This is a genomic window from Providencia sp. PROV122, from assembly GCF_028482365.1.
GTDB lineage: Bacteria > Pseudomonadota > Gammaproteobacteria > Enterobacterales > Enterobacteriaceae > Providencia > Providencia stuartii.
This window is the reverse complement of sequence record NZ_JAMPQI010000004.1, coordinates 114,548-137,409: the sequence shown is the minus strand read 5'-3', so window position 1 is coordinate 137,409 and position 22,862 is coordinate 114,548. Positions and strand designations below refer to the sequence as shown.

At 42.1% G+C, this 22,862-nt stretch carries 20 protein-coding genes; 8 read left to right on the top strand and 12 right to left on the bottom strand.

Going from position 1 to position 22,862, the window contains the following annotated elements:
- Positions 1–232: 232 nt before the first annotated feature.
- From PSE69_RS03860 to purM, 7 genes are all read right to left on the bottom strand, one after another.
- The gene (locus PSE69_RS03860) at positions 233–1,588 is read right to left on the bottom strand and encodes an MFS transporter (RefSeq protein ID WP_004920676.1); all 1,356 of its coding nucleotides are present in this window, start codon (positions 1,586–1,588) and stop codon (positions 233–235) included.
- 597 nt (positions 1,589–2,185) lie between these two features.
- Complete coding sequence (gene mgtE / locus PSE69_RS03855) at positions 2,186–3,646, bottom strand: magnesium transporter (RefSeq protein ID WP_004920674.1); 1,461 nt, start codon at positions 3,644–3,646, stop codon at positions 2,186–2,188.
- Between the two features lie 184 nt (positions 3,647–3,830).
- A complete protein-coding gene (gene ppx, locus PSE69_RS03850) occupies positions 3,831–5,360 on the bottom strand; it encodes an exopolyphosphatase (RefSeq protein WP_004920671.1) in 1,530 nt (509 codons plus the stop codon).
- 6 nt (positions 5,361–5,366) lie between these two features.
- Complete coding sequence (gene ppk1 / locus PSE69_RS03845; protein ID WP_014656128.1) at positions 5,367–7,436, bottom strand: polyphosphate kinase 1; 2,070 nt, start codon at positions 7,434–7,436, stop codon at positions 5,367–5,369.
- Between the two features lie 183 nt (positions 7,437–7,619).
- The gene (gene speG, locus PSE69_RS03840; protein WP_004920666.1) at positions 7,620–8,207 is read right to left on the bottom strand and encodes a spermidine N1-acetyltransferase; all 588 of its coding nucleotides are present in this window, start codon (positions 8,205–8,207) and stop codon (positions 7,620–7,622) included.
- Positions 8,208–8,471: 264 nt separating this feature from the next.
- Positions 8,472–9,107 carry a phosphoribosylglycinamide formyltransferase gene (gene purN, locus PSE69_RS03835; RefSeq protein WP_121874711.1) on the bottom strand — a complete coding sequence of 212 codons (636 nt, stop codon included), beginning with the start codon at positions 9,105–9,107 and terminating at the stop codon, positions 8,472–8,474.
- Complete coding sequence (gene purM, locus PSE69_RS03830) at positions 9,107–10,147, bottom strand: phosphoribosylformylglycinamidine cyclo-ligase (protein WP_076914057.1); 1,041 nt, start codon at positions 10,145–10,147, stop codon at positions 9,107–9,109. Before purM ends, purN begins: the two co-directional genes overlap by 1 nt.
- A gap of 439 nt (positions 10,148–10,586) precedes the next feature.
- Here purM and upp point away from each other — a divergent pair, with 439 nt between their 5' ends.
- From upp to hda, 3 genes are all read left to right on the top strand, one after another.
- Entirely contained in the window at positions 10,587–11,213 is a 627-nt protein-coding gene (upp, locus tag PSE69_RS03825) for a uracil phosphoribosyltransferase (protein WP_004920648.1), read from the top strand.
- A gap of 66 nt (positions 11,214–11,279) precedes the next feature.
- Positions 11,280–12,581, top strand: coding sequence for a uracil permease (gene uraA / locus PSE69_RS03820; protein WP_004920645.1), 1,302 nt, complete (start codon positions 11,280–11,282; stop codon positions 12,579–12,581).
- Between the two features lie 62 nt (positions 12,582–12,643).
- Positions 12,644–13,405: a DnaA inactivator Hda gene (gene hda, locus PSE69_RS03815; RefSeq protein WP_004920642.1), complete on the top strand. Its 762-nt coding sequence runs from the start codon at positions 12,644–12,646 to the stop codon at positions 13,403–13,405.
- A 31-nt stretch (positions 13,406–13,436) separates the two neighbouring features.
- On the opposite strand, the gene arsC is transcribed toward hda, so the two are convergent.
- Positions 13,437–13,793, bottom strand: a complete 357-nt coding sequence (arsC, locus tag PSE69_RS03810; protein WP_040133229.1) for an arsenate reductase (glutaredoxin) — start codon at positions 13,791–13,793, stop codon at positions 13,437–13,439.
- 12 nt (positions 13,794–13,805) lie between these two features.
- Positions 13,806–15,269, bottom strand: coding sequence for a beta-barrel assembly-enhancing protease (locus PSE69_RS03805; RefSeq protein WP_004920633.1), 1,464 nt, complete (start codon positions 15,267–15,269; stop codon positions 13,806–13,808).
- Between the two features lie 139 nt (positions 15,270–15,408).
- Between PSE69_RS03805 and PSE69_RS03800 the strand changes: the two genes are divergently transcribed.
- Together PSE69_RS03800 and PSE69_RS03795 are read left to right on the top strand one after the other, a co-directional pair.
- Entirely contained in the window at positions 15,409–16,482 is a 1,074-nt protein-coding gene (locus PSE69_RS03800; protein ID WP_004920629.1) for an AI-2E family transporter, read from the top strand.
- Positions 16,483–16,493: 11 nt separating this feature from the next.
- Positions 16,494–17,015 (top strand): O-acetyl-ADP-ribose deacetylase, encoded by a 522-nt coding sequence (locus tag PSE69_RS03795; RefSeq protein WP_121874712.1) that lies wholly within the window; start codon positions 16,494–16,496, stop codon positions 17,013–17,015.
- 230 nt (positions 17,016–17,245) lie between these two features.
- Here PSE69_RS03795 and bcp read toward each other — a convergent pair whose 3' ends face one another.
- Complete coding sequence (gene bcp / locus PSE69_RS03790) at positions 17,246–17,716, bottom strand: thioredoxin-dependent thiol peroxidase (protein WP_004920623.1); 471 nt, start codon at positions 17,714–17,716, stop codon at positions 17,246–17,248.
- Positions 17,717–17,730: 14 nt separating this feature from the next.
- A complete protein-coding gene (locus tag PSE69_RS03785; protein ID WP_004920620.1) occupies positions 17,731–18,288 on the bottom strand; it encodes a glycine cleavage system transcriptional repressor in 558 nt (185 codons plus the stop codon).
- A 274-nt stretch (positions 18,289–18,562) separates the two neighbouring features.
- Here PSE69_RS03785 and dapA point away from each other — a divergent pair, with 274 nt between their 5' ends.
- The 3 genes from dapA (at position 18,563) to purC (ending at position 21,640) form a co-directional block, all read left to right on the top strand.
- On the top strand, positions 18,563–19,471 hold the full coding sequence (gene dapA, locus PSE69_RS03780; protein WP_004920614.1) for a 4-hydroxy-tetrahydrodipicolinate synthase: 909 nt from the start codon (positions 18,563–18,565) through the stop codon (positions 19,469–19,471).
- A gap of 16 nt (positions 19,472–19,487) precedes the next feature.
- On the top strand, positions 19,488–20,537 hold the full coding sequence (gene bamC / locus PSE69_RS03775) for an outer membrane protein assembly factor BamC (RefSeq protein WP_004920611.1): 1,050 nt from the start codon (positions 19,488–19,490) through the stop codon (positions 20,535–20,537).
- Between the two features lie 389 nt (positions 20,538–20,926).
- Positions 20,927–21,640 carry a phosphoribosylaminoimidazolesuccinocarboxamide synthase gene (purC, locus tag PSE69_RS03770; protein WP_004920604.1) on the top strand — a complete coding sequence of 238 codons (714 nt, stop codon included), beginning with the start codon at positions 20,927–20,929 and terminating at the stop codon, positions 21,638–21,640.
- A 552-nt stretch (positions 21,641–22,192) separates the two neighbouring features.
- Here purC and PSE69_RS03765 read toward each other — a convergent pair.
- Entirely contained in the window at positions 22,193–22,588 is a 396-nt protein-coding gene (locus PSE69_RS03765; RefSeq protein ID WP_004920590.1) for a hypothetical protein, read from the bottom strand.
- Positions 22,589–22,862 lie beyond the last annotated feature (274 nt).

Here is a 22,862-nt window from a genome sequence, read left to right as displayed (position 1 = left end):
TATTATGATGATTAAATTAGCAGAGATGAACCTGCTATATAGTTAAAAATTAGTCAGTTGCGATATGTTAATAGTTTAGCGTGGGGGTTACACGTAAAAATGAAGGAAATATGAAAAAAACGTCAACTAGTGTGCAGAATCGGCAGATTAGTTGACTAACATTGTATAAAAAAACCTGTGGGAATTAATCACCACAGGTTTATACGTTAATGGATTAAAGAAATGAGGTCAATTAGCGAGTTGTACTGGTGTTTAATGCCCCTAATGTTTCTTTGTCTTGCTCAGCATTCACTGTCCATCCTTTCCATGCTAAAGGAATATAGGCGACAGCGACAGCCAGTAAAGAAACCGCGGCAACATAGTAGGCAGGTGCCATATGAGATTGTTGCAACCATGTTCCCGTTAACATTGGTGTCAGACCCCCAAAGACTGCATAGGCAATATTGTAGGCAAATGATAAGCCGGAATAACGGATTTCAGGTGGAAACGCGCGCGTACTGACAATTGGTGTCGTTGCAATCGCGCCAACAAAAAAGCCCATTAAGCCATAGTTAAAAATCAAAGTCGTTGCTGAAATCTCTGGCGACAAAGATGAATAAAAATACAATGCAGTCACCGCCAGACCACCCCATGACAAGGTCATTGAAGCGCGCGTTCCCATCTTATCGCCGAACCAACCCCAAAAAATACAGCCTAAAGTTAATGTCAATGTTGCTGCACAGTTAGCTTGTAAGGCGATATTTCGGTCAATTTGATAGATCCCTTGAAGCACGATATCAGGCGTCATCAAAATGGTTACAACGATGGCTGTTGATAATGACCATGTCAGTGCCGCGGTGATCAAGCAGGCTTGTTTATGAGACTTCACAACAGTCTTAACGGGTAACTCATCCGCTAAAGCTTTTTTAGCAGCCAACTCTTTAAAAATAGGTGTCTCTTCCAAAAAACGGCGTAAATAAACAGAAATAAAGCCAAAAATACCACCAAGAATAAATGGAATACGCCATGCAAAGTCATGGATCTCTTGTGAGGTATAACTGTTCTCAATGATGATAGCGACGATAGACCCTAATAAAATACCGCCTGTGATACCAGAGGTTAATGTTCCAACACCGAGGCCGTAGCGCTGTTTTGGGGTATGTTCAGCGATAAATACCCATGCCCCAGGCATTTCGCCGCCAATCGCGGCGCCTTGCATAATACGCATCAATAACAGCAATATTGGTGCGGCAGCGCCAATAGACGCATAGGTTGGTAAGAAACCGATCACGAATGTCGGGAATGCCATCATGAAAATACTGAGGGTGAACATTTTCTTACGGCCGAGTTTATCACCAAAGTGTGCCATGATGATGCCACCGAGTGGGCGCGCGAGATAACCGGCCGCAAACAAACCGAGCGTTGCCAAGAGGGCGAGAACTGCGTTACCACTAGGGAAAAAGAGTTGTGAAATAATTTTCGCGTAAAAAACGAAAATAACAAAATCATAAAATTCAAGAGTTCCACCTAAAGATGACAACCCTAATGTTTTATAATCCTCTTTTTTCAATGGCCTTGCCGAGGGCTGGCTGGTTGTTTGCGATGTCATAATATTATCCTTTTAAAATACCGAATATATTTTTTTGTTTTAAATTCGGAATAACAGCTATATTTACCGACTACGCGTCAGTAAATAATATTAAGTATGTGCAGATAAATGGTATAAAACGTTGGATGGAATAACCTAGTTAATACTCTGTATCTTTATGCATACCCTCATTTATAGCAGGAAATTCCATATTTTGTAAACCGCAACTCTCAAAACAAGATGAATATTCTATTTGTATTATATTGATTGATTTTATCATCTATTGCTTAAAACAATAACATTATTTGATGTTAATAAATGATTTTTTGCAGCAGATCATATAGTTCTTTTTCAAAAAAGGCAGGGGAATTGGTTATTTCACATCTGTTTTCGCCGATTAATTCATCGATAAAGTAACAAATTATTAATTTGATTATTCGTAATTAATAATCTTAATAATAGTAATGAAAATTAAAAATAGCTGAAAAATGAAATAGCATTCATTGAGTCGTTATTTAGGAAATTTTCAGTCTAAATATGTCGGCAAAGGCGAGAAGGGCGGAATATTATCATTAGGCATACCCAGCGTATTATTTTCTGGGTATGCCAAGTAGGCGGTTAAACCAAGAACAGGGTGGCTAAGCCTAAGAAGATAAAGAAACCACCTGTGTCAGTGATAGCGGTGATCATTACACTGGAGCCGATGGCAGGGTCTTTACCAAGTTTAAGCATAATGAGAGGGATAAGTACCCCCATAATTGCCGCCATGAGTAAGTTTAAGATCATCGCGAGCGTCATTACGGCTCCCATTGCAAGGTCGCCATAGAGGAAATAGGTGATAACCCCCATGATCCCCCCCCAAACAACACCGTTAATAAAGGCAACGCCTAGCTCTCTGAGCATTAAGAATGAGAAGCTTCCGGTTTGGATTTGGTGTAACGCAATCGCACGTACGATCATGGTAATTGTTTGGTTACCCGTATTCCCCCCAATACCTGCAACAATAGGCATTAAGGTGGCTAAGGCAACTAATTGGGAAATGGTATCTTCGAATACCCCAATCACCCGTGATGCGACGAACGCAGTACACAGGTTGATGGCTAGCCATGTCCAACGCGTTTTGACGGCTTGACCGACAGGGGCGAACACGTCTTCTTCAGGGCTTAACCCCCCCATACGACGGATGCTGTTATCGTTTTCTTCATTTAAGTTATCAACGATATCTTCAACGGTTAAACGACCCATCAATAGACCACTGCTGTCAACCACCGCGGCGGAGATCAAGTCATAACGTTCGAACGCACTGGCTGCATCTTCGCCTTTTTCATCTGGCAAGAAAGTGACCGTGTCTGTTTTCATCACGTCAGCCACAATCCGCTCAGGGGATTGCGTTAATATGGTTGTTAGAGGTAATTCACCCTGCAAATAGTTATTATTGTCGACAACAAAGATTTTATCTGTTGCTTCTGGAATTTTACCGCGCTGGCGTAAATAGCGTTGAACGGTTTTTAGCGTGACATTTGGACGTACGGTGACAAATTCGAAATCCATCATTTGACCGACGCTGTCTTTTGCATATTGCAGAACTTCACGAATACGACTTCGTAAGCTTGGATCAAGGTAGGTCAATAACCTACGCATGGTATCTTGTGGTAAATGCTCTGCAATATACGCTTGTTCATCAACATGTAGGTTAGCAACAGCGCGTAGAAGTTCCCTGTCAGACATATCCTTAATCAGGCTATCCCAAACAGCGACAGAAGCTTCGACTAACACCTCACCGCGTTCGGTGTTATCGATCAGATGCCAAAGTGCGAGACGTTCATCATAAGGCAACATCTCTAAAATATCGGCGATATCCGCGGCATGTAAGTCAATCAATAATTCTTTTACAGCATTGATTTTTTCACTTAATGCTTTATCACTCAAACTAACATGTTGGTCGTGCTCAATCAGAGCTTGGACGAACTCCTCGTCATCCAAAAATAGTGTTAGGATTTGCTGGCGGATATAGGCCAGTTTTTGAGAGTGCGGATTGATTGTTTGTACCGCATCGGTTGAAAAAGCAGTTTGTGACATTTTAATCCTTAAAGCTTTATAGGCACTTTTGTACCTTTTATGGGTCCATTTACAAATAAATACCTTTATTTTGCCATTTATTGTCCATTAACCCAAATAAATATTAATAATTATAACAAATGGGCGAAAACCGATTCATTATGAGTAGTGCAAAAAAACGCCATGTAGTGCATTAATATTATAACTAATTTGGCTCTTCGCGGATGTCTAATTTCCAGCCAGGGACATCCTCCCAGTAAGCGCTTTCTTTCTCAAGATCGAGCTGCATCAACGCATTCTGAGTCAAATACTGGGCAGGTAGATACAGTGTCCAGTGGCCATCATCGGTTTCTAAGCGTAATGATGATGGGGTAGTTGTTGATTGTCTTTGATTATTCAGAAGTATTGATAAGCGTAAAATTTGTATCAAGGGTAAAAATTGTTTTCTTTTATATAAATTAAATTTAGGGATATCATCAAATTTAATAGCACGCCGATGGTTACGAACCAGTGTTGCAAGTAATAGCTGTTGCTCCTGATTAAACCCCGGTAACGTAGTATTTTGCAAAATATAGGCGGAGTGGCGATGTAACCCACTTTGGTTGATATGTAGACCGACCTCATGCAGCATAACCGCCCAAATAAGGATAGACTCAAGTTGCGGGTTGGCTAACTTTGGATTTTGCTGGCTCCACTGGTGATACAGCTCTTCCATGGTTTTTAATACACGTCTAGCTTGCTCTCTATCGATATTATAATGCTCGGCAAGGCTAAGTGCTGTACGTTGGCGAATGTCTTGATGACGGAAACGGCCTTCCATTTCATAAAGCACCCCTTCACGCAATGCGCCATCTGAGAGCCGTAACTCTTTAATCTCTAATGTATCAAAGACAGCACATAAAATGGCTAATCCGGGCACAAAAACATGTTTACGTTCAACGGATAAACCCGGTAGATCCACTGCCGAAAAGGTTTTATATTTCAGCGCCATTTGCTTAATTTTTTCTAGCCGATCACGCGTAATGATGCCGTCGCGCTCACCCATTTCAACAATCACGGCATGAGCCGCTTTAATCGTACCTGATGCCCCCATGGCAACATCCCAGTGCATACGCTTAAATTTTGTGGCGGTTTGCTCAAGTTTTAAGCAGGCCGTGAGGTAGGCTCGGTTGAAATTATCTGCCGTAATGGTTTCATTGGGGAAATAGTTACGCGCAAAGCTGACACACCCCATACGGCGGCTATCAATTAATAATGGTTCGAATTTCTCGCCAATGACTAATTCTGTTGAGCCACCACCAATATCTATTACCAGTTTACGGCCTTTTTCAGGCTGGGTGTGTTCCACCCCCATAAAAATCAAACGCGCTTCTTCTTGCCCAGAAATAATTTCAATGGGATAGGGAATTATTTTTTTTGCACGGTTCAAAAACTCTTCAACATTGGTTGCAACACGCAAAGAGTGAGTGCCTACGATACAGACGTTTTCTTCTGTAAAACCTTGTAGGCGTTCGGCAAAAAGCGCAAGGCAAGCCAAACCGCGTTCCATGGCTTCTTCACTAAGCTCATTGGTATCACTTAATCCGTCAGCAAGGTGTACCCGTTTTTTTAAACGCGTCAGGATTTGCAGTGCACCGTTGACAATACGTGCAATCACCATATGAAAGCTGTTAGAACCAAGGTCGATAGCCGCAATTTCTTGAGGCCTAGGCGTCGATATATTAGTTAATGGCATAGTATGTTAGGACCTTGTCTCAGGCGTTTCGAGTGATTTCAAATAGTCGTATATAGCAAGTTGCGCCTGAATTTTGCGCTTATTACCGCGGGGAACATAATGATTACTGAGATCTTTGTCAACATAACGTGCCTTGACGGTATCGTTAAATTGGAGCTCAAGGATATCTAAAACCCGTTGTTTGAGCCGGTCATCGACTAAGCGCACCGCCACTTCAATACGGTAATCAATATTTCGAGTCATCCAATCTGCCGAGGAGATAAAGACTTTTTCATCACCCGCATTAGTAAAGACATAAACGCGGTCATGCTCCAAAAAGCGGTCAACAATACTGGTGACTTGAATGTTTTCACTGTAGCCCGGTTGCCCTGCAACAAGTGAACACATCCCTCTTACTAGTAGACGAATTTTAACACCCGCATTGGAAGCATCATACAGTTTATCAGTCAGTTCTTTATCAACCAGATTATTAATTTTTAAGGTGATCCCACTGGGAAGCCCCGCTTGCGCATTAGCAATTTCTTGGTCAATTAGCGCATTGAGTCGGATCCGTGTATTTTGTGGTGAAACCATTAAATTATCAAAGGTGACAGGACGATATGGGTTTTCAATAAAGCTAAATACCCGACGAACCTCATTGGTGATCTGTTCATTTGCTGTTAACAACGAGTAATCAGTATAGAGGCGCGCGGTTTTTTCATTAAAGTTACCTGTACCGATATGGGCATAACGAATAATTTCGCCATCTTCCATTCGCGAAATAATAAAGAGTTTCGCATGGATTTTCAGACCCGGGGCCGAGAAAATGACGTGGACCCCAGCCTCTGTCAGCCGTTTCGCCCAATGAATATTCGCTTCTTCATCGAATCGAGCCTGTAATTCAACCACAACAGTGACTTTTTTGCCGTTATGGGCCGCATGGATCATCGAATCAATAATGCGTGAATCTTTTGCCACACGATAAATATTGATCTTGATAGATAATACGCTGGGGTCAAATGAGGCTTGCCTGAGCAACTCGAGCGTGTGCTCAAAGGTGTAATAAGGGTAGTAGAGCAGCACATCGCGTTCGCGAATGGCATCAAAACCGTTACGGAAGTTATCAAACCAGCGGTGGCGTAACCGTGGCAATGGTTTGTTTAAAAGGGTTTTATTGCCTTCGTTGGGGAAGTTAATAAAATCTTTAAAATTGTGGTAACGCCCGCCCGCAATAACTGAGTCATCATTGGATAATCCCAGTTTTTCACGTAAGACGGCAACCATTTCATCAGGCATATCGCGCTGATAAACAAAACGGACAGGCTCTGCGGTTAAGCGCTGTTTTAATGTCGATGACATGATTTCCAGTAAGCTTGATTCCATTTCGGTGGCGATGTCATATTCCGCATCGCGGGTCATTTTCATGGAATAAGCGTTTAATTCATCATAATCAAAGAAGCCCTTGAAGATTTCATCCAAGGTATAGCGCAAAATGTTGTCGATAAGCACCATTGATTTGCGCCGTTTGGGCATTTCCGGTGGCAGATTGACAAACCGAGGCACCTTGTCAGAGGGGATCTCTAACAGAGCATATTGCACATTACCGCCGTTAATAATTTCAACAGCCAGATAGGTATAGTCATCTTTGAGAAACTCGACTAGGTTGGTATCTGGATTAATCAAAATAGGGGTAATGTGTTGGCGCAAATGTTGGCGAAAGTATTGACGTAACCAAATTTGTTGGCGGGGCGATATTTGCCGCTCGTTAATTAAGAAAATTTGGTTGCGCGCCATTTCAAGCAAAAGGTCGTTATAGAGAATGTCGAACTCTTGATCTTGCTTGGCTACTTTATTTTGAATGCGCTTAAGTAGGTGGCGTGCACCGCTGGCGGAGCCACGCTCCTCATTGATTAAGATACGCCGTTTCACGTCTGCAAAACGGACTTTGTAGAATTCATCTAGGTTATTGGAATAAATGCCCAAAAAGCGCATACGCTCGATAAGAGGATTTCGCTTATCTGCTGCTTCTTGTAAAACGCGTTCGTTAAAAGCAAGCCAGCTTAACTCTTTTTCGTGGTATAGGCGTTCTTGGGACATTGTTGCTCCATATTGTACTAAATACATAAACTTAAAGGTGTATAACCTAGCGACAGCACACCTTAAGTTTTCGCCATATTATGGCTATTTTTATTCGCATGAGTTACAGATTTCTGTATTTCTCTGGCGACACATTTATCTTGTGTTTAGTTGCACCTCAAATAACGTCGCGAGGATAGAGCACTAAACTTGCTGTTTGATGGTCGCATGCGGGCTGACAACACTTTCAGGATGCGTTGACTGTGCTTTACTCGCAAAATATTGGTGCTGGAAAATGCACATACGGATCGCGGTATGATAACGTCCGTTGACAAAAAACTCGTCAATTAGTTCGCCTTCTGTGTGGAAGCCCAGTTTATTATAAATGTGGATAGCTTTGATATTTTCTTTATCTACAATGAGGTAAAGCTTATATAGATTGAGCACAGAAAAAGCGTAATCCATAGCCAATTTCGCAGCGCGAGTTGCATAACCGTGGCCTTGATGGCTTGGTGCGATGATGATCTGAAACTCAGAACGACGGTGAACATAATCGATTTCCACCAATTCAACTAAGCCGACTTTTTCACTGTCATTTTCAACAATAAAACGCCGCTCTGATTGGTCATGAATATGTTTATCATAAAGGTCACTCAGCTCGACGAAAGCCTCATAAGGCTCTTCAAACCAGTAACGCATAACACTGGCATTATTATCAAGTTGGTGGATAAACGCTAAATCTTCACGTTCAAGTGGGCGCAACCTAAACGGATGAACTTGCCCGGTCGTCATATAACACCTCAGTTTTGTTTAAAAAGTAGATAGTTAATTATCGATTTTGCAGATCATCACGATAAATAACAGAGCAAATTTATTTTCACTCTCAGTTGATAAGGATACCACTAATTTACGATAAAATAATGACACAAAGCAGTGACTCTTTCTAACTGGTGAAGATTAATGCACTTTATTTATACTGCGACTTTTCGTGAACAGCAAAAAGGGCAGAGATTTCTCTTTGCCCTCAACATAAATCAACGTGGAAATAACCAAGTGTTATTCATTTACATAGCCTTGGGGCGGTAAACACTGACCATCTAAGTAAGCATGGTTGCCGACCATGGTCAAACGACCACTGACGAACCATTGCACAACTTGGGGGTAAATATTGTGCTCTTGCGCCTTTACCCGCTCAATGACCTCTTTTTCGGTATCATCCGGGAAAACAGGAACTTTAGCCTGTAAGATCACTGGGCCGCCATCCAACTCCTCGGTAACAAAATGCACTGATGTTCCATGCTCGCTATCGCCGTTTTCTATCGCTTTACGATGGGTGTGTAGGCCCGGATATTTAGGCAATAGAGAAGGGTGGATATTGAGCATTCTTCCTGCATAGTGTTTAACGAAGCCCGCGGTCAAAATTCGCATAAATCCAGCTAACACAACCAAATCAGGCTGATATTCGTCAATCATCCCCATTAGTGCAGCATCATATGCTTCGCGGTTAGCAAAAGCGCTCGCGCTGAGTGATAAGGCTGGGATCCCAGCCTTCTGCGCACGAATAAGCCCGTAAGCCTCAGGTTGATTACTGATCACTGCCACAACTTGCGCTTGAAGATCATGCGAAGTGGCATCCATCAGCGACTGTAAATTACTGCCGCTGCCTGAGATAAGCACGACGATTTTTTTCATTAGCGGATAACAACCTGCTCTTCACCAGCAGGCAATTCAGCAATGGTACCTATCTGCCATGCGGTTTCACCTAAACCATTAAGTAAAGTGAGTGCCGCATCGACTTCAGCTTGTGGCAGCGCGATGATAATACCGACACCACAGTTAAATGTGCGATACATTTCGTGGGTGGCCACGCTGCCCGCCGTTTGTAGCCAATTGAATACCGCCGGCCACTGCCAGCTATTTTCATCGATTTGTGCTTGGGTGTTTTCAGGTAATACACGAGGAATATTTTCCCAGAAACCACCACCAGTAATGTGCGCGATGGCGTGAATATCGCATTTTTCAATCAGCGCTAATACATTTTTGACGTAAATACGTGTAGGCGCTAACAGGTGATCTGCCAGTGATTGGCCTTCCAGTTGCGTGACCTCTGGGTTCGTTTGACTGACTTCTAAAATTTTGCGGATCAAAGAGTAGCCGTTAGAGTGAGGACCGCTTGAGGCGAGGGCGATCAGCGCATCACCAGCACTGACTTTGCTACCATCAATGATCTCAGCGCGTTCGACCACACCAACGCAGAAACCCGCTACATCGTAATCGTCACCATGGTACATGCCAGGCATTTCAGCGGTTTCCCCCCCCACGAGGGCACAACCTGATTGTTTACAACCTTCTGCGATACCTGTGATCACGCTGGTGGCAGTATCAACATCTAGCTTACCTGTTGCGTAGTAATCAAGGAAAAATAGAGGCTCAGCACCTTGGACAATTAAGTCATTAACACACATCGCCACTAAATCGATACCGATAGTGTCATGACGGTTTAGGTCCATCGCAAGGCGTAGTTTAGTGCCTACACCATCTGTACCTGAAACTAAAACAGGTTCACGGTATTTTTGTGGCAGGGAACATAATGCGCCAAATCCGCCTAATCCTCCCATAACTTCTGGTCGGCGAGTTTCTTTCACTACACCTTTAATTCGATCAACCAATGCGTTACCTGCATCAATGTCAACACCGGCATCTTTATAGCTGAGAGAGGTTTTATCAGTCACTACGGCCCCCAAGGCAATTGCGTTTCGGAAAATAAACTTCAATAAATACTATTCTAACAGGCAAAGCAAACGTTTGCGATAGCTTTGTGAATGAAAAAATGAGGGGATTTTGGCTGGTGGGAAATAAGGCATTGCCGTTATCTGGTTCCTGCTTTTTATGGCAAGAATTTATGTCTATCACATTAGGGTAAAATAATGGGATACATCTATAATCTTAAATTGAGATTGGTGTGCGTATTTATCATGGCATTGATATTGCTGCCATGTTCAATCAAACAGATAAAATAGTGGTGGATATACTTACAGTGTAATAATAAAAATAGGTTATTTCTGATTGTTTTGACATCAATCAAACGCTGCCTAGTGGCATCTTCTGTAAAAAGAGTTATAATCCCGCGATTTTTTTGTGCGCTGGCGACTAAAATAGTAGGAGAATCCCATGAAGATCGTTGAGGTAAAACACCCTCTCGTTAAACATAAACTCGGCCTGATGCGAGATCATGATATAAGCACTAAACGCTTTCGTGAACTGGCCTCAGAGGTTGGTAGCCTACTGACTTATGAAGCAACCGCTGACCTAGAAACTGAGAAAGTCACCATTGAAGGTTGGTGTGGTCCTGTAGAAATAGAGCAAATAAAAGGGAAAAAAATCACTGTCGTACCTATCCTTCGTGCCGGTATTGGTATGATGAACGGGGTTTTAGAAAGCATTCCAAGCGCACGTATCAGTGTGGTGGGTGTTTATCGTGATGAAGAAACCTTTAAACCTGTCTCTTACTTCCAGAAATTAGTTTCAAACATTGATGAGCGTATGGCGTTGGTTGTTGACCCAATGTTAGCAACGGGTGGTTCAATGATTGCAACTATCGATCTATTAAAAGGCGCAGGTTGTAAATCTATTAAAGTACTCGTACTTGTTGCTGCTCCTGAAGGAATTGCAGCATTAGAAGCTGCCCATCCAGATGTTGAGCTATATACCGCGTCTATTGATCAATATTTAAATGAACACGGGTATATTGTTCCTGGGCTAGGTGATGCTGGCGATAAGATATTTGGTACTAAATAATAATTAGCCGACTTTAGAAGTCGGCTTTTTTTTGATTATAAAAATACATTAAGGGGATGAAAAGAAATGACACGTCGTGCAATTAGTGTTGAAGAAAGGCCACCATTATTACAAACCATACCGCTTAGTTTTCAACATCTGTTTGCCATGTTTGGCGCGACTGTAATTGTACCGATCTTGTTTGGTGTTAACCCAGCAACTATTTTGCTGTTCAATGGGATTGGCACCTTACTTTATTTATTTATTTGTAAAGGGAAAATTCCTGCCTATTTAGGGTCGAGTTTTGCTTTTATTTCACCAGTCATGATTTTGCTACCACTCGGTTATGAACTTGCATTGGGTGGCTTTATTATTTGCGGAATACTGTTTTGCATTGTGGCCTTGATTGTTAAGGTGGCGGGTCGAGGTTGGATTAACGTCATGTTTCCTCCTGCTGCGATGGGAGCGATTGTCGCGGTTATTGGCCTCGAATTGGCTCAAACGGCCGCCGGTATGGCAGGGTTACTGCCAAAAGAAGGGGTCGCGGTAGATCCTAATACGTTAATTATTTCTATCACAACACTGTCAGTGACTATTTTGTGTGCTGTCGTGTTCCGCGGGTTCTTATCCATCATTCCTATTTTGATTGGTTTCTTAGTTGGCTACGCCTTATCCTACTTTATGGGAATTGTGGACTTTACGCCTGTTATTGAAGCACCATGGTTTGCAATTCCAACGTTTTATACGCCACGTTTTGAATGGTTCGCTATTTTGACTATTCTACCTGCCGCATTAGTCGTTATTGCTGAACATGTAGGCCACTTGGTGGTAACTGCAAATATTGTTGAGCGTGACTTATTGAAAAACCCTGGCTTACATCGTTCAATGTTTGCAAACGGTTTCTCTACGGTGTTGTCAGGGTTCTTTGGTTCAACACCTAATACCACCTACGGTGAAAATATTGGTGTAATGGCGATCACTAAGGTGTATAGCTCTTGGGTCATTGGTGGGGCAGCAATCATCGCAATTTTACTTTCTTGTGTGGGGAAATTAGCGGCGGCGATTCAGTTAGTGCCAGTACCTGTAATGGGAGGGGTGTCTTTGCTGCTTTATGGGGTGATCGGGGCTTCAGGTATTCGTGTGCTAATCGACTCTAAAGTTGACTACAATAAACCCCAAAACTTGATCTTGACCTCTGTGATCTTGATTATTGGTGTTAGTGGTGCGGTTATTCATATTGGTCAAGCCGAATTGAAAGGCATGGCATTGGCAACCATCGTGGGTATTGTCATGGCACTATTATTCCGTTTTATCACTTTTGTTCGTCCTGAAAAGCAGTTTGTAACCTCAGATATTGAAGAAGTTGATACGAAACATTCCACAAAATAAAACAGTTGTCTCATTGCCGATGTGATGAAAGCATCGGCAATTAAGTTTCTTCTTGTTCATTTATGCTTGAAATTTATGGTAAACTTGCAAGTGTTAATTGTTTTGCACAGTCAGAGGTGCTTCTGAACACACCATCGCAACTTTCACTACCACTGTATCTACCCGATGACGAAACGTTTGCCAGCTTTTATGCAGGCGAAAATGAGGCGTTGCTATCTGCTATTAAACTCGCCATTAACCAATCGCATGGTAGTTATATTTATTATTGGTCTCGTGAAGGGGGCGGTAAGAGTCACCTACTGCATGCCGCATGCGCTGAATTATCAGAACAAGATATGGCCGTGGGCTATGTTCCGCTTGATAAGCGTGCCTATTTTGTACCTGAAGTCCTTGATGGTATGGAACACCTTTCACTGGTTTGTATTGATAATATTCAATGTATCGCAGGCGATCCTGAATGGGAAATGGCCGTTTTCAATTTGTATAATCGCATTTTAGAAATTGGTCGAACTTGTTTGCTGATCACCGGTGATAGACCACCAAGACAAATCGATCTCTCACTGCCTGATTTAGCCTCTCGGTTGGATTGGGGGCAGATTTATAAACTCCATCCACTTAGCGATGAAGATAAAATTTGTGCGCTACAATTGCGGGCAAGAATGCGAGGGTTTGAATTACCCGAAGATGTATGCCGTTTTGTATTAAAACGGTTAGATAGAAAAATGGGAACATTGTTTGATATTTTGAACAAACTGGATCATGCCTCGATCGTTGCACAACGCAAACTGACTATCCCGTTTGTTAAAGATATCCTCCAATTATAAAGGCAGTGATCCACTGCCTTTTTTTGAGCCATTAGAGAACATCAAGAACCTGCTCTGGTGGGCGACCTAATTTTGCCGTTTTCCCTTTGACAACAATAGGGCGCTCAATTAATTTAGGGTTGTCATGCATGGCTTGAATTAATTGCTCTTGCGTTAAAGCGTCGTTTCCAAGCCCCAATTCTTTGTAGATATCCTCTTTGCTACGCATTAATTGCCGTGCATCAGAGAAGCCTAATGCCTTTAATAACTGTTTGATTTCAGCAACGCTAGGGGGATTTTTTAAATACTCAACGATTGTTGGTGTGACCCCTTTAGATTCTAATAATGCAAGCGTTTCACGGCTTTTAGAGCAACGAGGGTTATGATAAATGGTAATTGTATCCGTCATGGTCATCATTCCTTACGGTTTAGCTTTACTGTCTCTTAATTGTAATTTTCTTAGCTCATCTATGCGAGCATCATAGCGTTGTTGCTCATAACTTCCCAGACGACTTTTTCGACTCGCTTCGCTGAGATAATTAATCGCGTTATCATAGTTACCTCGAAGCGCCATACCTTCTGCATAAGCGGCTAGCTCTTCATTACGCTTACCTGATTTCGCTGAGGCTTCAGCTAACAGATCCCAACCATTAGGATCCTCGGGATAATTGAAGGTATATTTGTTCAGTAATGAAATAGCCGTTTGATACTGCTTATTGTTAATTAAAGCGTTGGCAAGGTTGATTTGTAATACGGGGTTGCTTGGTGATTTTTTTAATGCATTTTGTAAACGAGTCACCGCTTGGGCTGCACGATTTTGCTCAATATCCAAATCTGTCATAACATCGATAAACCAAGGATTATCGGGTTGTTTTTCCAGTAGGTTGCTCATGATCTTGGTCGCTTCGGCATATTTCTTATCTTGCGATAACTTCAAAGCACGACCATAGTCAGCCGCTATCCTTTCTTGAGGAGTGCCTCGACTATAATTATCCAGAATTTGATCTAATGCATGCTGTTGTCCTGACGTATACATGGATAAAATACGAACACGGGCTAGCATAAAGTCTTCTGATGAAGGTATGGTAACCTTTGGATACTGATTAGAGCGGTTACGCGCATCCGCTAAACGGCTATCTGGTAGTGGGTGAGTCAGCAATATTTCAGGGGGTTTTGACATATAACGGGTTTGATCTGACATCACCTGCATAAAGTCGGCCATAGAGTGAGGATCAAAACCTGCTCGCCTTAAGGTCTGTAAGCCAATACGGTCTGCTTCTTGCTCGTTGGCTTGAGTAAAACTGATCATTCCTTGTTGGACGCCTGCCATGGTTCCCGTTAAAGCGGCGAACCCTGCTTGTGGGTTTGCCATAACTAATAATAACGACCCAATCGTACCGGCAATCGCAAGGGGAGTGGTGCTTTTTTGGTCTTCCATCATGCGTGCTAAGTGACGCTGCGTTACGTGAGAAATTTCGTGCGCCATGACAGAAGCTAATTGGCTCTCATTTTGGCTATAGCGAAATAGTGCGGAGTGCAGCACCACATTACCCCCAAAATAGGCATAGGCGTTAATATTGGGGTTATTCACCAAATAGAATTTAAAGGGCGTTCTCACGGAGTCGGCACTTTTCACTAACCGCATCCCCAGCTTATTGATGTATTGATTAAGCAGTGGGTCGTAAATCAATGGTGTACTGGCACGGATCTGGCGAGTGATAGCATCACCCATAATAATTTCTTGATTGATGCTCAGTGTACCACCCGCTGTCGTACCGATATCAGGAAGTGTGTCCTCAACGGCACTGTAAGCAGGGAGCACAGCGCCGTTGACGCACGCGGCTATCAATAAAACTAGAAGTGGATTTTTCAGTTTTTTATTCATGAAACAATTGCATCCCGTACAACGATTAATTTTGAGATCAATCCATGATAGCAAAAGCTACCGAAATGTCTGTTAATTGGTATAATTTTCGATAATTTAGGAACTGTCTTTAAAGCATTAATTTCCAAGGAGCTAATAAATGCTGGAAATGTTATTACAATGGTATCGGCGACGTTTTGCTGATCCACAGGCTGTTGCACTGTTTACGTTGCTCATTGTCGGCTTCTGTATCATCTTTTTCTTCAGCAATATCTTAGCCCCTTTATTGGTCGCGATAGTATTGGCTTATCTCCTTGAATGGCCAACACACTTACTTGAGCGTATCGGTTGCTCGCGTGTTGTTGCAGTCAGTATTATTTTGACCTTGTTTGCTGGAATTAGTGCCATGGTTATTTTAATTATTGCACCAACGGCGTGGCAACAAGGGATCAATCTCGTTGGTGACTTACCTAAAATGGTAACGCGTTTTAACGAGTTCGCGCAAACATTACCAGAGCGTTACCCAGCGTTGGTTGATGCGGGTATTATCGATATGATGGCAGATAATCTCCGCAGCCGTTTATCTGGAGTGGCGGAATCGGTGGTTAAAATGTCGGTGGCCTCGCTCATTGGCGTATTTACCTTGGCAATTTATACCGTACTCGTGCCTTTAATGATGTTTTTCTTATTAAAAGATAAACAAAAAATTATCAGTAGCGTTCAAAAGGTATTGCCAAGAAACCGCTTGTTGGTGGGGAAAGTTTGGGTCGAGATGAATCAGCAAATCACCAACTATTTACGCGGCAAAGTGACCGAAATGGTGATTGTCGGGGTCTGTACCTACGCTGGGTTTGCCTACTTTGATTTGCGCTATTCAGTATTGTTGTCAGTGCTGGTTGGGGTTTCAGTCTTGATCCCCTATATTGGTGCGGTGGCTGTGACGATCCCGGTAGTATTGGTGGCGCTATTCCAGTGGGGAATTGGCAGTGATTTTTGGTCATTAATTATTGTTTATCTTGTTATTCAAGGGTTAGATAGTAATTTATTTGTTCCATTACTCTTTTCGGAAGCGGTTAACCTTCATCCGTTAGTGATTATTTTATCGGTCGTGATTTTTGGTGGCTTATGGGGTTTTTGGGGCGTTTTCTTTGCTATTCCATTGGCAACGCTGATTAAGGCTGTTATCAATGTGTGGCCAGAGGATACGTCCGAGAGTCAGCAAAAATTGGAATGATGGAGAGGGAAATGCAAACTCAAATTGAACTACAGCAAGGTGATATCACGAAAACTGCCGTCGATGCGATTGTTAATACCGCGAATAGTGCTTTACTCGGTGGTAGTGGCGTTGATGGCGCGATTCATCGCGCGGGTGGTAGTGCAATCCTTGATGAATGCCGGCAAATTAGAGCAAAACAGGGTAGTTGTAAGCCCGGAAACGCGGTGATCACCACCGCAGGTAAGTTACCTGCTAAGTATGTTATCCATACGATAGGGCCTGTTTGGCAAGATGGAACCCATGAAGAGGCGCAAATCTTAGCCAATGCGTATTTATCTAGTTTGAGGTTGGCGAGCAAATATCAAATCGAAACCATCGCTTTTCCCAATATCAGTACAGGCATTTATCGCTTTCCTAAGCCATTAGCGGCACAGATTGCCTGTGAAACTGTGGCTAACTATCTCGCCGCCAATAGCTTGCCAAAGAAAGTTATTTTTGTTTGCTTCGATGAGGAAAACTACCGTTTATACCAACAACAGCTTCAACGGTAGCAAATAGTATTAATGGCTAAACAGGTTCAACAAGTCTAAGTTGAGCCTGTATTTGGCTATCTTTTCTATCTTCCCTTTCATTACCATCAGTATGCCATTTAACTCAAATGATTCAGTCAATCAGATGACTAAAAATCTTTTAGCTTTTAGGTTAGTCAGCAATGAAAGATATAAAGGGAAGGGGGATGAGAAGGGTTGCATAAAGCTAAACAACCCTATCAAATTAAATGTTAAGCGTGAGTATTTATGTACTCGAGAACAATTTCATGGTGATTGCTTGTTTTGAAATTATCGAATACATGTTCAATAGTTCCATTTGCATCAATGAGAAAACTAATGCGGTGAATGCCGTCATAAGTTTTACCCATGAATTGTTTTTCACCCCATACACCAAATTGTTCACATACTTGATGATCTTCATCTGATAACAGTGCGAAGTTCAATAGCTCTTTTTCAGCGAAACGAGACAATTTTTCGGGTTTATCTGTGCTAATGCCTAAAACTTCAACACCCTTTTCTCTTAGTGTCTCCATTTCGTCGCGCAGGCCGCATGCCTGAACGGTACACCCTGGGGTCATAGCTTTAGGGTAGAAGTAAACTAATACGCGTTGACCCTGATAATCTGAAAGATTGATGATTTCACCATCTTGGTCAGGAAGGCTGAATTGAGGCGCCTTATCACCGGCTTTCAATGGGTTCATTACATATATCTCCGTTAACTCTGCATTTTGGGATTATTTACAATGCTTATGTTGCCTTTAGCGTTGAGCATTGTACATAGTTGTTGAAATTTATTCTTTATAATTATGCCATTATCATCCAATGGATGATGTGCCGTGATTTGTATTTCAAGTTGCGCCGGCATACCATTACTTGCAGGCTGTGTTTTTGACACAAGCTCCGCGATATTACATTGCTGGGTTGTAAATAAATTCGTAAATTGTTCTACGATGCGTGGTGCATCATCGACGACGACATTGACGGTTACCGTTGATGGGTAATCTGTCGTCTGTACGCTCTGCGTCCGTTTCATCACAATGAGTAACTCTAATTCAGCCCCTTTTAGTGGCAAAATAGCCTCAATTTGTGCAATCGCATTCCAACTACCCGAAAGCATCATAATAAAGGTAAATTCTTTACCAAACATCGCTAAACGGCTGTCTTCGATGTTGCAATCACATTCACTCACCAATCGAGTGATGGTATTCACAATGCCCGGACGATCGGTACCCAGCGCAGTAATTACAAGAAATTGCTGTTCAGTCTTAGGCAAAGTCTGTTCCTTATTTTTTAATTTGCAGATTCGCTTTTTTGCTCAATGTTTTCAAGCACAAAATCTGCTTGGTGATGATGGTAAGGAAACCACAAAAATAAGAATCTGCCAAGAGGGCAGATTCACTCTTGCGAGTCATGATCGAGAATTATTACTTCTATTTAAGTTAATCCTAGCGGTATTAACAAAATTCATTAAAAACCTGTGGTTGGGTGGTTTTCTTCTTTGAAATGAAAAAGTACCATGGAGACTAAACTATTTAGGGGGTATAGCTATGTCTCACTCAAACACAAACTATAAACAATTTTTAACTGGCAGTATTGTTGCGGTAATTACACCAATGGATTCAAATGGTCGTTTGGATAAACAAAGTTTGAAAAGATTAGTTGATTACCACGTTGAGAGCGGCACTTCTGCGATTGTGTCTGTTGGGACAACGGGTGAGTCTGCTACCTTAACTCATAAAGAACATGTTGAAGTGGTGCATACAACTCTAGAACTGGCAGACGGACGCATCCCCATCATTGCAGGAGCTGGCGCAAATGCCACTGCAGAAGCTATCTCTCTGACAAAAGAGTTTGAAAATTCAGGTGTTGTTGCTTGTCTGACAGTCACACCTTATTATAATAGGCCTTCACAAGAAGGGTTGTATCAGCATTTTAAAGCAATATCAGAAAACACGAGCTTGCCACAAATTCTCTATAATGTACCATCACGTACAGGTTGTGACTTATTGCCTGAAACGGTAGGTCGCTTGGCTAAATTGGCGAATATTGTTTCAATTAAAGAGGCGACAGGGAACTTAGCAAGGGTTCACCAAATCAAAGAACTGGTTGATGATAATTTTGTGTTGCTCACCGGTGATGATGCAACGGCACTCGACTTCATGCAGTTGGGTGGTCAGGGCGTTATTTCTGTTACAGCTAACGTTGCAGCCGCACAAATGGTAAAAATGTGTGACTTAGCGCTTGCGGGCAAATATACTGAGGCTCGTGAATTAAACAAACGTCTGATGGGTCTGCATCATCAGTTATTTGTTGAGCCTAATCCAATTCCAGCGAAATGGGGCTGCCACCGTCTTGGCTTGATTGCTGACGCTACATTACGGTTACCAATGACACCGTTAACAGAGTCAGGCCAACAAAAAGTGGAGCAGGCCCTGAGATTCGCTGGGCTACTGTAAAATTTAGGGAATTTTAATGGCAACATTATTGCAAAAATCGAAGGTTATGAAGGTTGCTGGCCTGTCACTCGTTGTGTTACTGGCAGCCTGTTCCAGCGATCAGCGCTATAAACGTCAGGTCAGCGGTAACGAAGATTATCTCGATGCCGCGCCATTGAAAGTGTTGAATATACCTCAGGGAATGACATTACCATTGCAAAATGGCGAATATGACGTCCCTAAAGTTGCCTCATCTGGCCCAGTAGGTAAAGCACTCGATATTCGCCCTCCTGTACTGTCTATTTCGCAATTAGCGGGTTCACGTACTGAAGATAGCGCGGAAGCAAGCCGCTTGTTGCTTGAAAATACACCTGAGAATAGTGCGCTATGGTCACAAGTCACTATGATTTTGGAACAGCGTAATATTCCAGTCACGACAAAAGACGATGGGTCGCGCTCGATTGAAACGGATTGGGTAAAATGGGAACGTGCGGATGAAGACGTTCCATTAGAAAGCCGTCATAAAGTCACTGTGCAACCTCAAGGGGGCATGATCGCGCTGACGGTAACGAATTTAGGCCTACGTCAAGGTACAGAAGCGGTGACGGATCAGGCTGAAATTCAGCGTTATAACAAATTATTGCTAAATGAGTTAACCGATAGCCTGTATGCTTTACGTGATACATCCAATAAAAATAGTATCCAAAGTGCATATGGCATTATTGATGTTCAATCTGGCAGTGATGCCACGGGCTTGCCTGTTGTCATCGTACGTGCACCATTTGATGCTGTTTGGGAGCGTTTACCACGTAAACTGGAAAGCATCGGTATGAAAGTGGGTGATCGCAGTCGTTCAAATGGCTCTGTGATGGTAACTTATAAAGGCCTGAGCAGTTCAGAATGGCAAAATTTAGGGATTGATGACCCATCAATTCCAGAAGCGGATTATAAAATTCAAGTCGGTGATTTGAATAACCGCAGTAGCTTGCAGTTTATTAATACTAAGGGTACACCACTGACTCAGAAACAAAATGATGAGATGGTGTCTGCACTGAAAGCGGCTTTCAGTAAAGTCGGCGACAAGTAATTATTACTTTGTTATGGAGCCGCAGCCTCTATTTGAGGTTGCGGCTTTTTTGCATTTAAGTCATACCTACAACCTTTCTTTATGCCAATCGATTAATAGCTTCATTTTTATGGTCAGCGAAATGGACAAAAAACCAGTGTTTAAGCTTAAGTAATCGTTTGCGTCTGTGCGTGGATTTTATTATTATAATTAGGTACAGTAGATAAAATATTGAATATCAGTTAGTTAGCTTGTCAGGTTCTTTTATTCAATAACTTATTGAAACAGAGCAGAAAAGTAACGGTAAAAGGGTAAATTTCAACCATTTTATTGTTACTTATCTGGATCTGCAGACACAATTTTGCAGGTTGATACCCTAATTGAATAATCCCATCTCTGGAGTGTGTAAGATGCAAAAGAAAGCTGAGTTGTATCGTGGTAAGGCGAAAACGGTCTATACCACTGAGGATCCTGACCTTTTAATTCTGGAATTCCGTAATGATACATCAGCACTCGATGGCGAGCGTATCGAGCAGTTCGAGCGTAAAGGGATGGTAAACAATAAGTTTAACCATTTTATTATGAGCAAATTAGAAGAGGCGGGTATTCCAACACAGATGGAAGCGTTGCTCTCTGACACAGAAGCATTGGTAAAAAAACTGGATATGGTGCCCGTAGAGTGCGTTATTCGTAATCGTGCAGCAGGCTCTTTGGTTAAACGTCTTGGCGTCGAAGAAGGGATGGAATTAAATCCACCATTGTTTGATTTGTTCTTAAAAGATGATGCAAAACATGACCCGATGGTGAATGAGTCGTATTGTGAAACTTTTGGGTGGGTGAACAAAGAAAACTTGGCGGAAATGAAGCGCTTAAGTTATAAAGCCAATGAAGTGTTATCAAAAATTTTTGCGGATGCAGGGCTGATCCTCGTTGATTTTAAATTGGAGTTTGGCCTGTTCAAAGGCAAGGTCGTACTTGGTGATGAGTTCTCTCCAGATGGTAGTCGCCTGTGGGATAAAGAGACCCTCAATAAAATGGATAAAGACCGTTTTCGTCAAAGCCTCGGTGGCTTAATTGAAGCTTACGAGGAAGTTGCGCGTCGTATCGGCGTAAAATTAGATTAATTTGTTATCTAATCGGTTTTAAAAAGTCGCTTAGAGTGCTGACAAAGCCCTCGCTGTTTAGTGAGGGCTTTGAACTAATCAGTATGAATAATGCACTAAGCGGCAACCTAAAAAACCTTCCCCTCAATGATGTCAGTTCGAAACCATGGCATTAGGTCGAAAATCATCGCACTCGCAAAATCGATGCTGTGATGCTGTTGTACACCGACACAACCCGAAGAACGACCACCTATCAACTATCGTGTCGTAGATGAGAAACATGGCATTACAATGGACACACATGTTGCTCATTTTTCGTTTTCAAGGAATTTCCTTTTTCTAAAAATCATGGTGTAAAGGGCGAGTTGATTACGTCAGCGATGAGTTGGTTTGGTGCCTTTAGCTGCTCATCTGTTATTCATGGGCGATAAGGAGAATGATGGCTGTCTTATCAACACTTTTAGCTTTGAAAATACGATGCGCAACTTTGCGAATACACTCGACATTCGATTTTTTGGACGAAATGCCCTTAAATGAGGGGGATGTCAGAAAGCTAAGCCGCTATTATTGGTACTATTTTTTGTTGGTCGTAAGGTCATGAGCCGCCGCAGATGGATTAAGATCTTTGCCTTGCTCTGCTAACCATAACTGTAGTTGCTCAGTGGCAGGTATCAGGTTATAGGCTGAATGTGTGGGTTCAATATGCTTTTCACCATACTCTACCAATTTGTTATCAAGGAAAATAAAGTGTTGAACAGTATTTTGCATTTTAAGCATGGTGGGGCGCTTGGTATAGAGCAATAGGGTGGCATTTTCTATCGTTGCTGAATCAGAAGGTTCCCCCATAATAGAAACCACTTGTTGCGAAGTCATACCTGCAATAACTAAGGTTAACTTATTGTCAGCAGAGTATCCTATCACCGAAAATAGTAGGGAGAAGATACAAAATAGCGCTTGGATTGCTCGCATGATTAAACCTTAGTCATCTGTTCGAATATCAGATCATAGAATACAAAGTGATATTTAAGGAATTCATATTTTAGTTTCATACATATAACACAGATAATTGTGACCACTTTTCATTATACAACTGTATTGACGCTTTAACTAACATCTTGGCGTTTAGGTTATCGGTTTTACTGAGCTGTTTTAGCGGGGAAGCTGCATAATGGATGTTTACAGCTTTTACTTAGGAAGATAATTAGTTTTCTGGTTTTAATTCGTCCATACAGCCAAAGTTCTC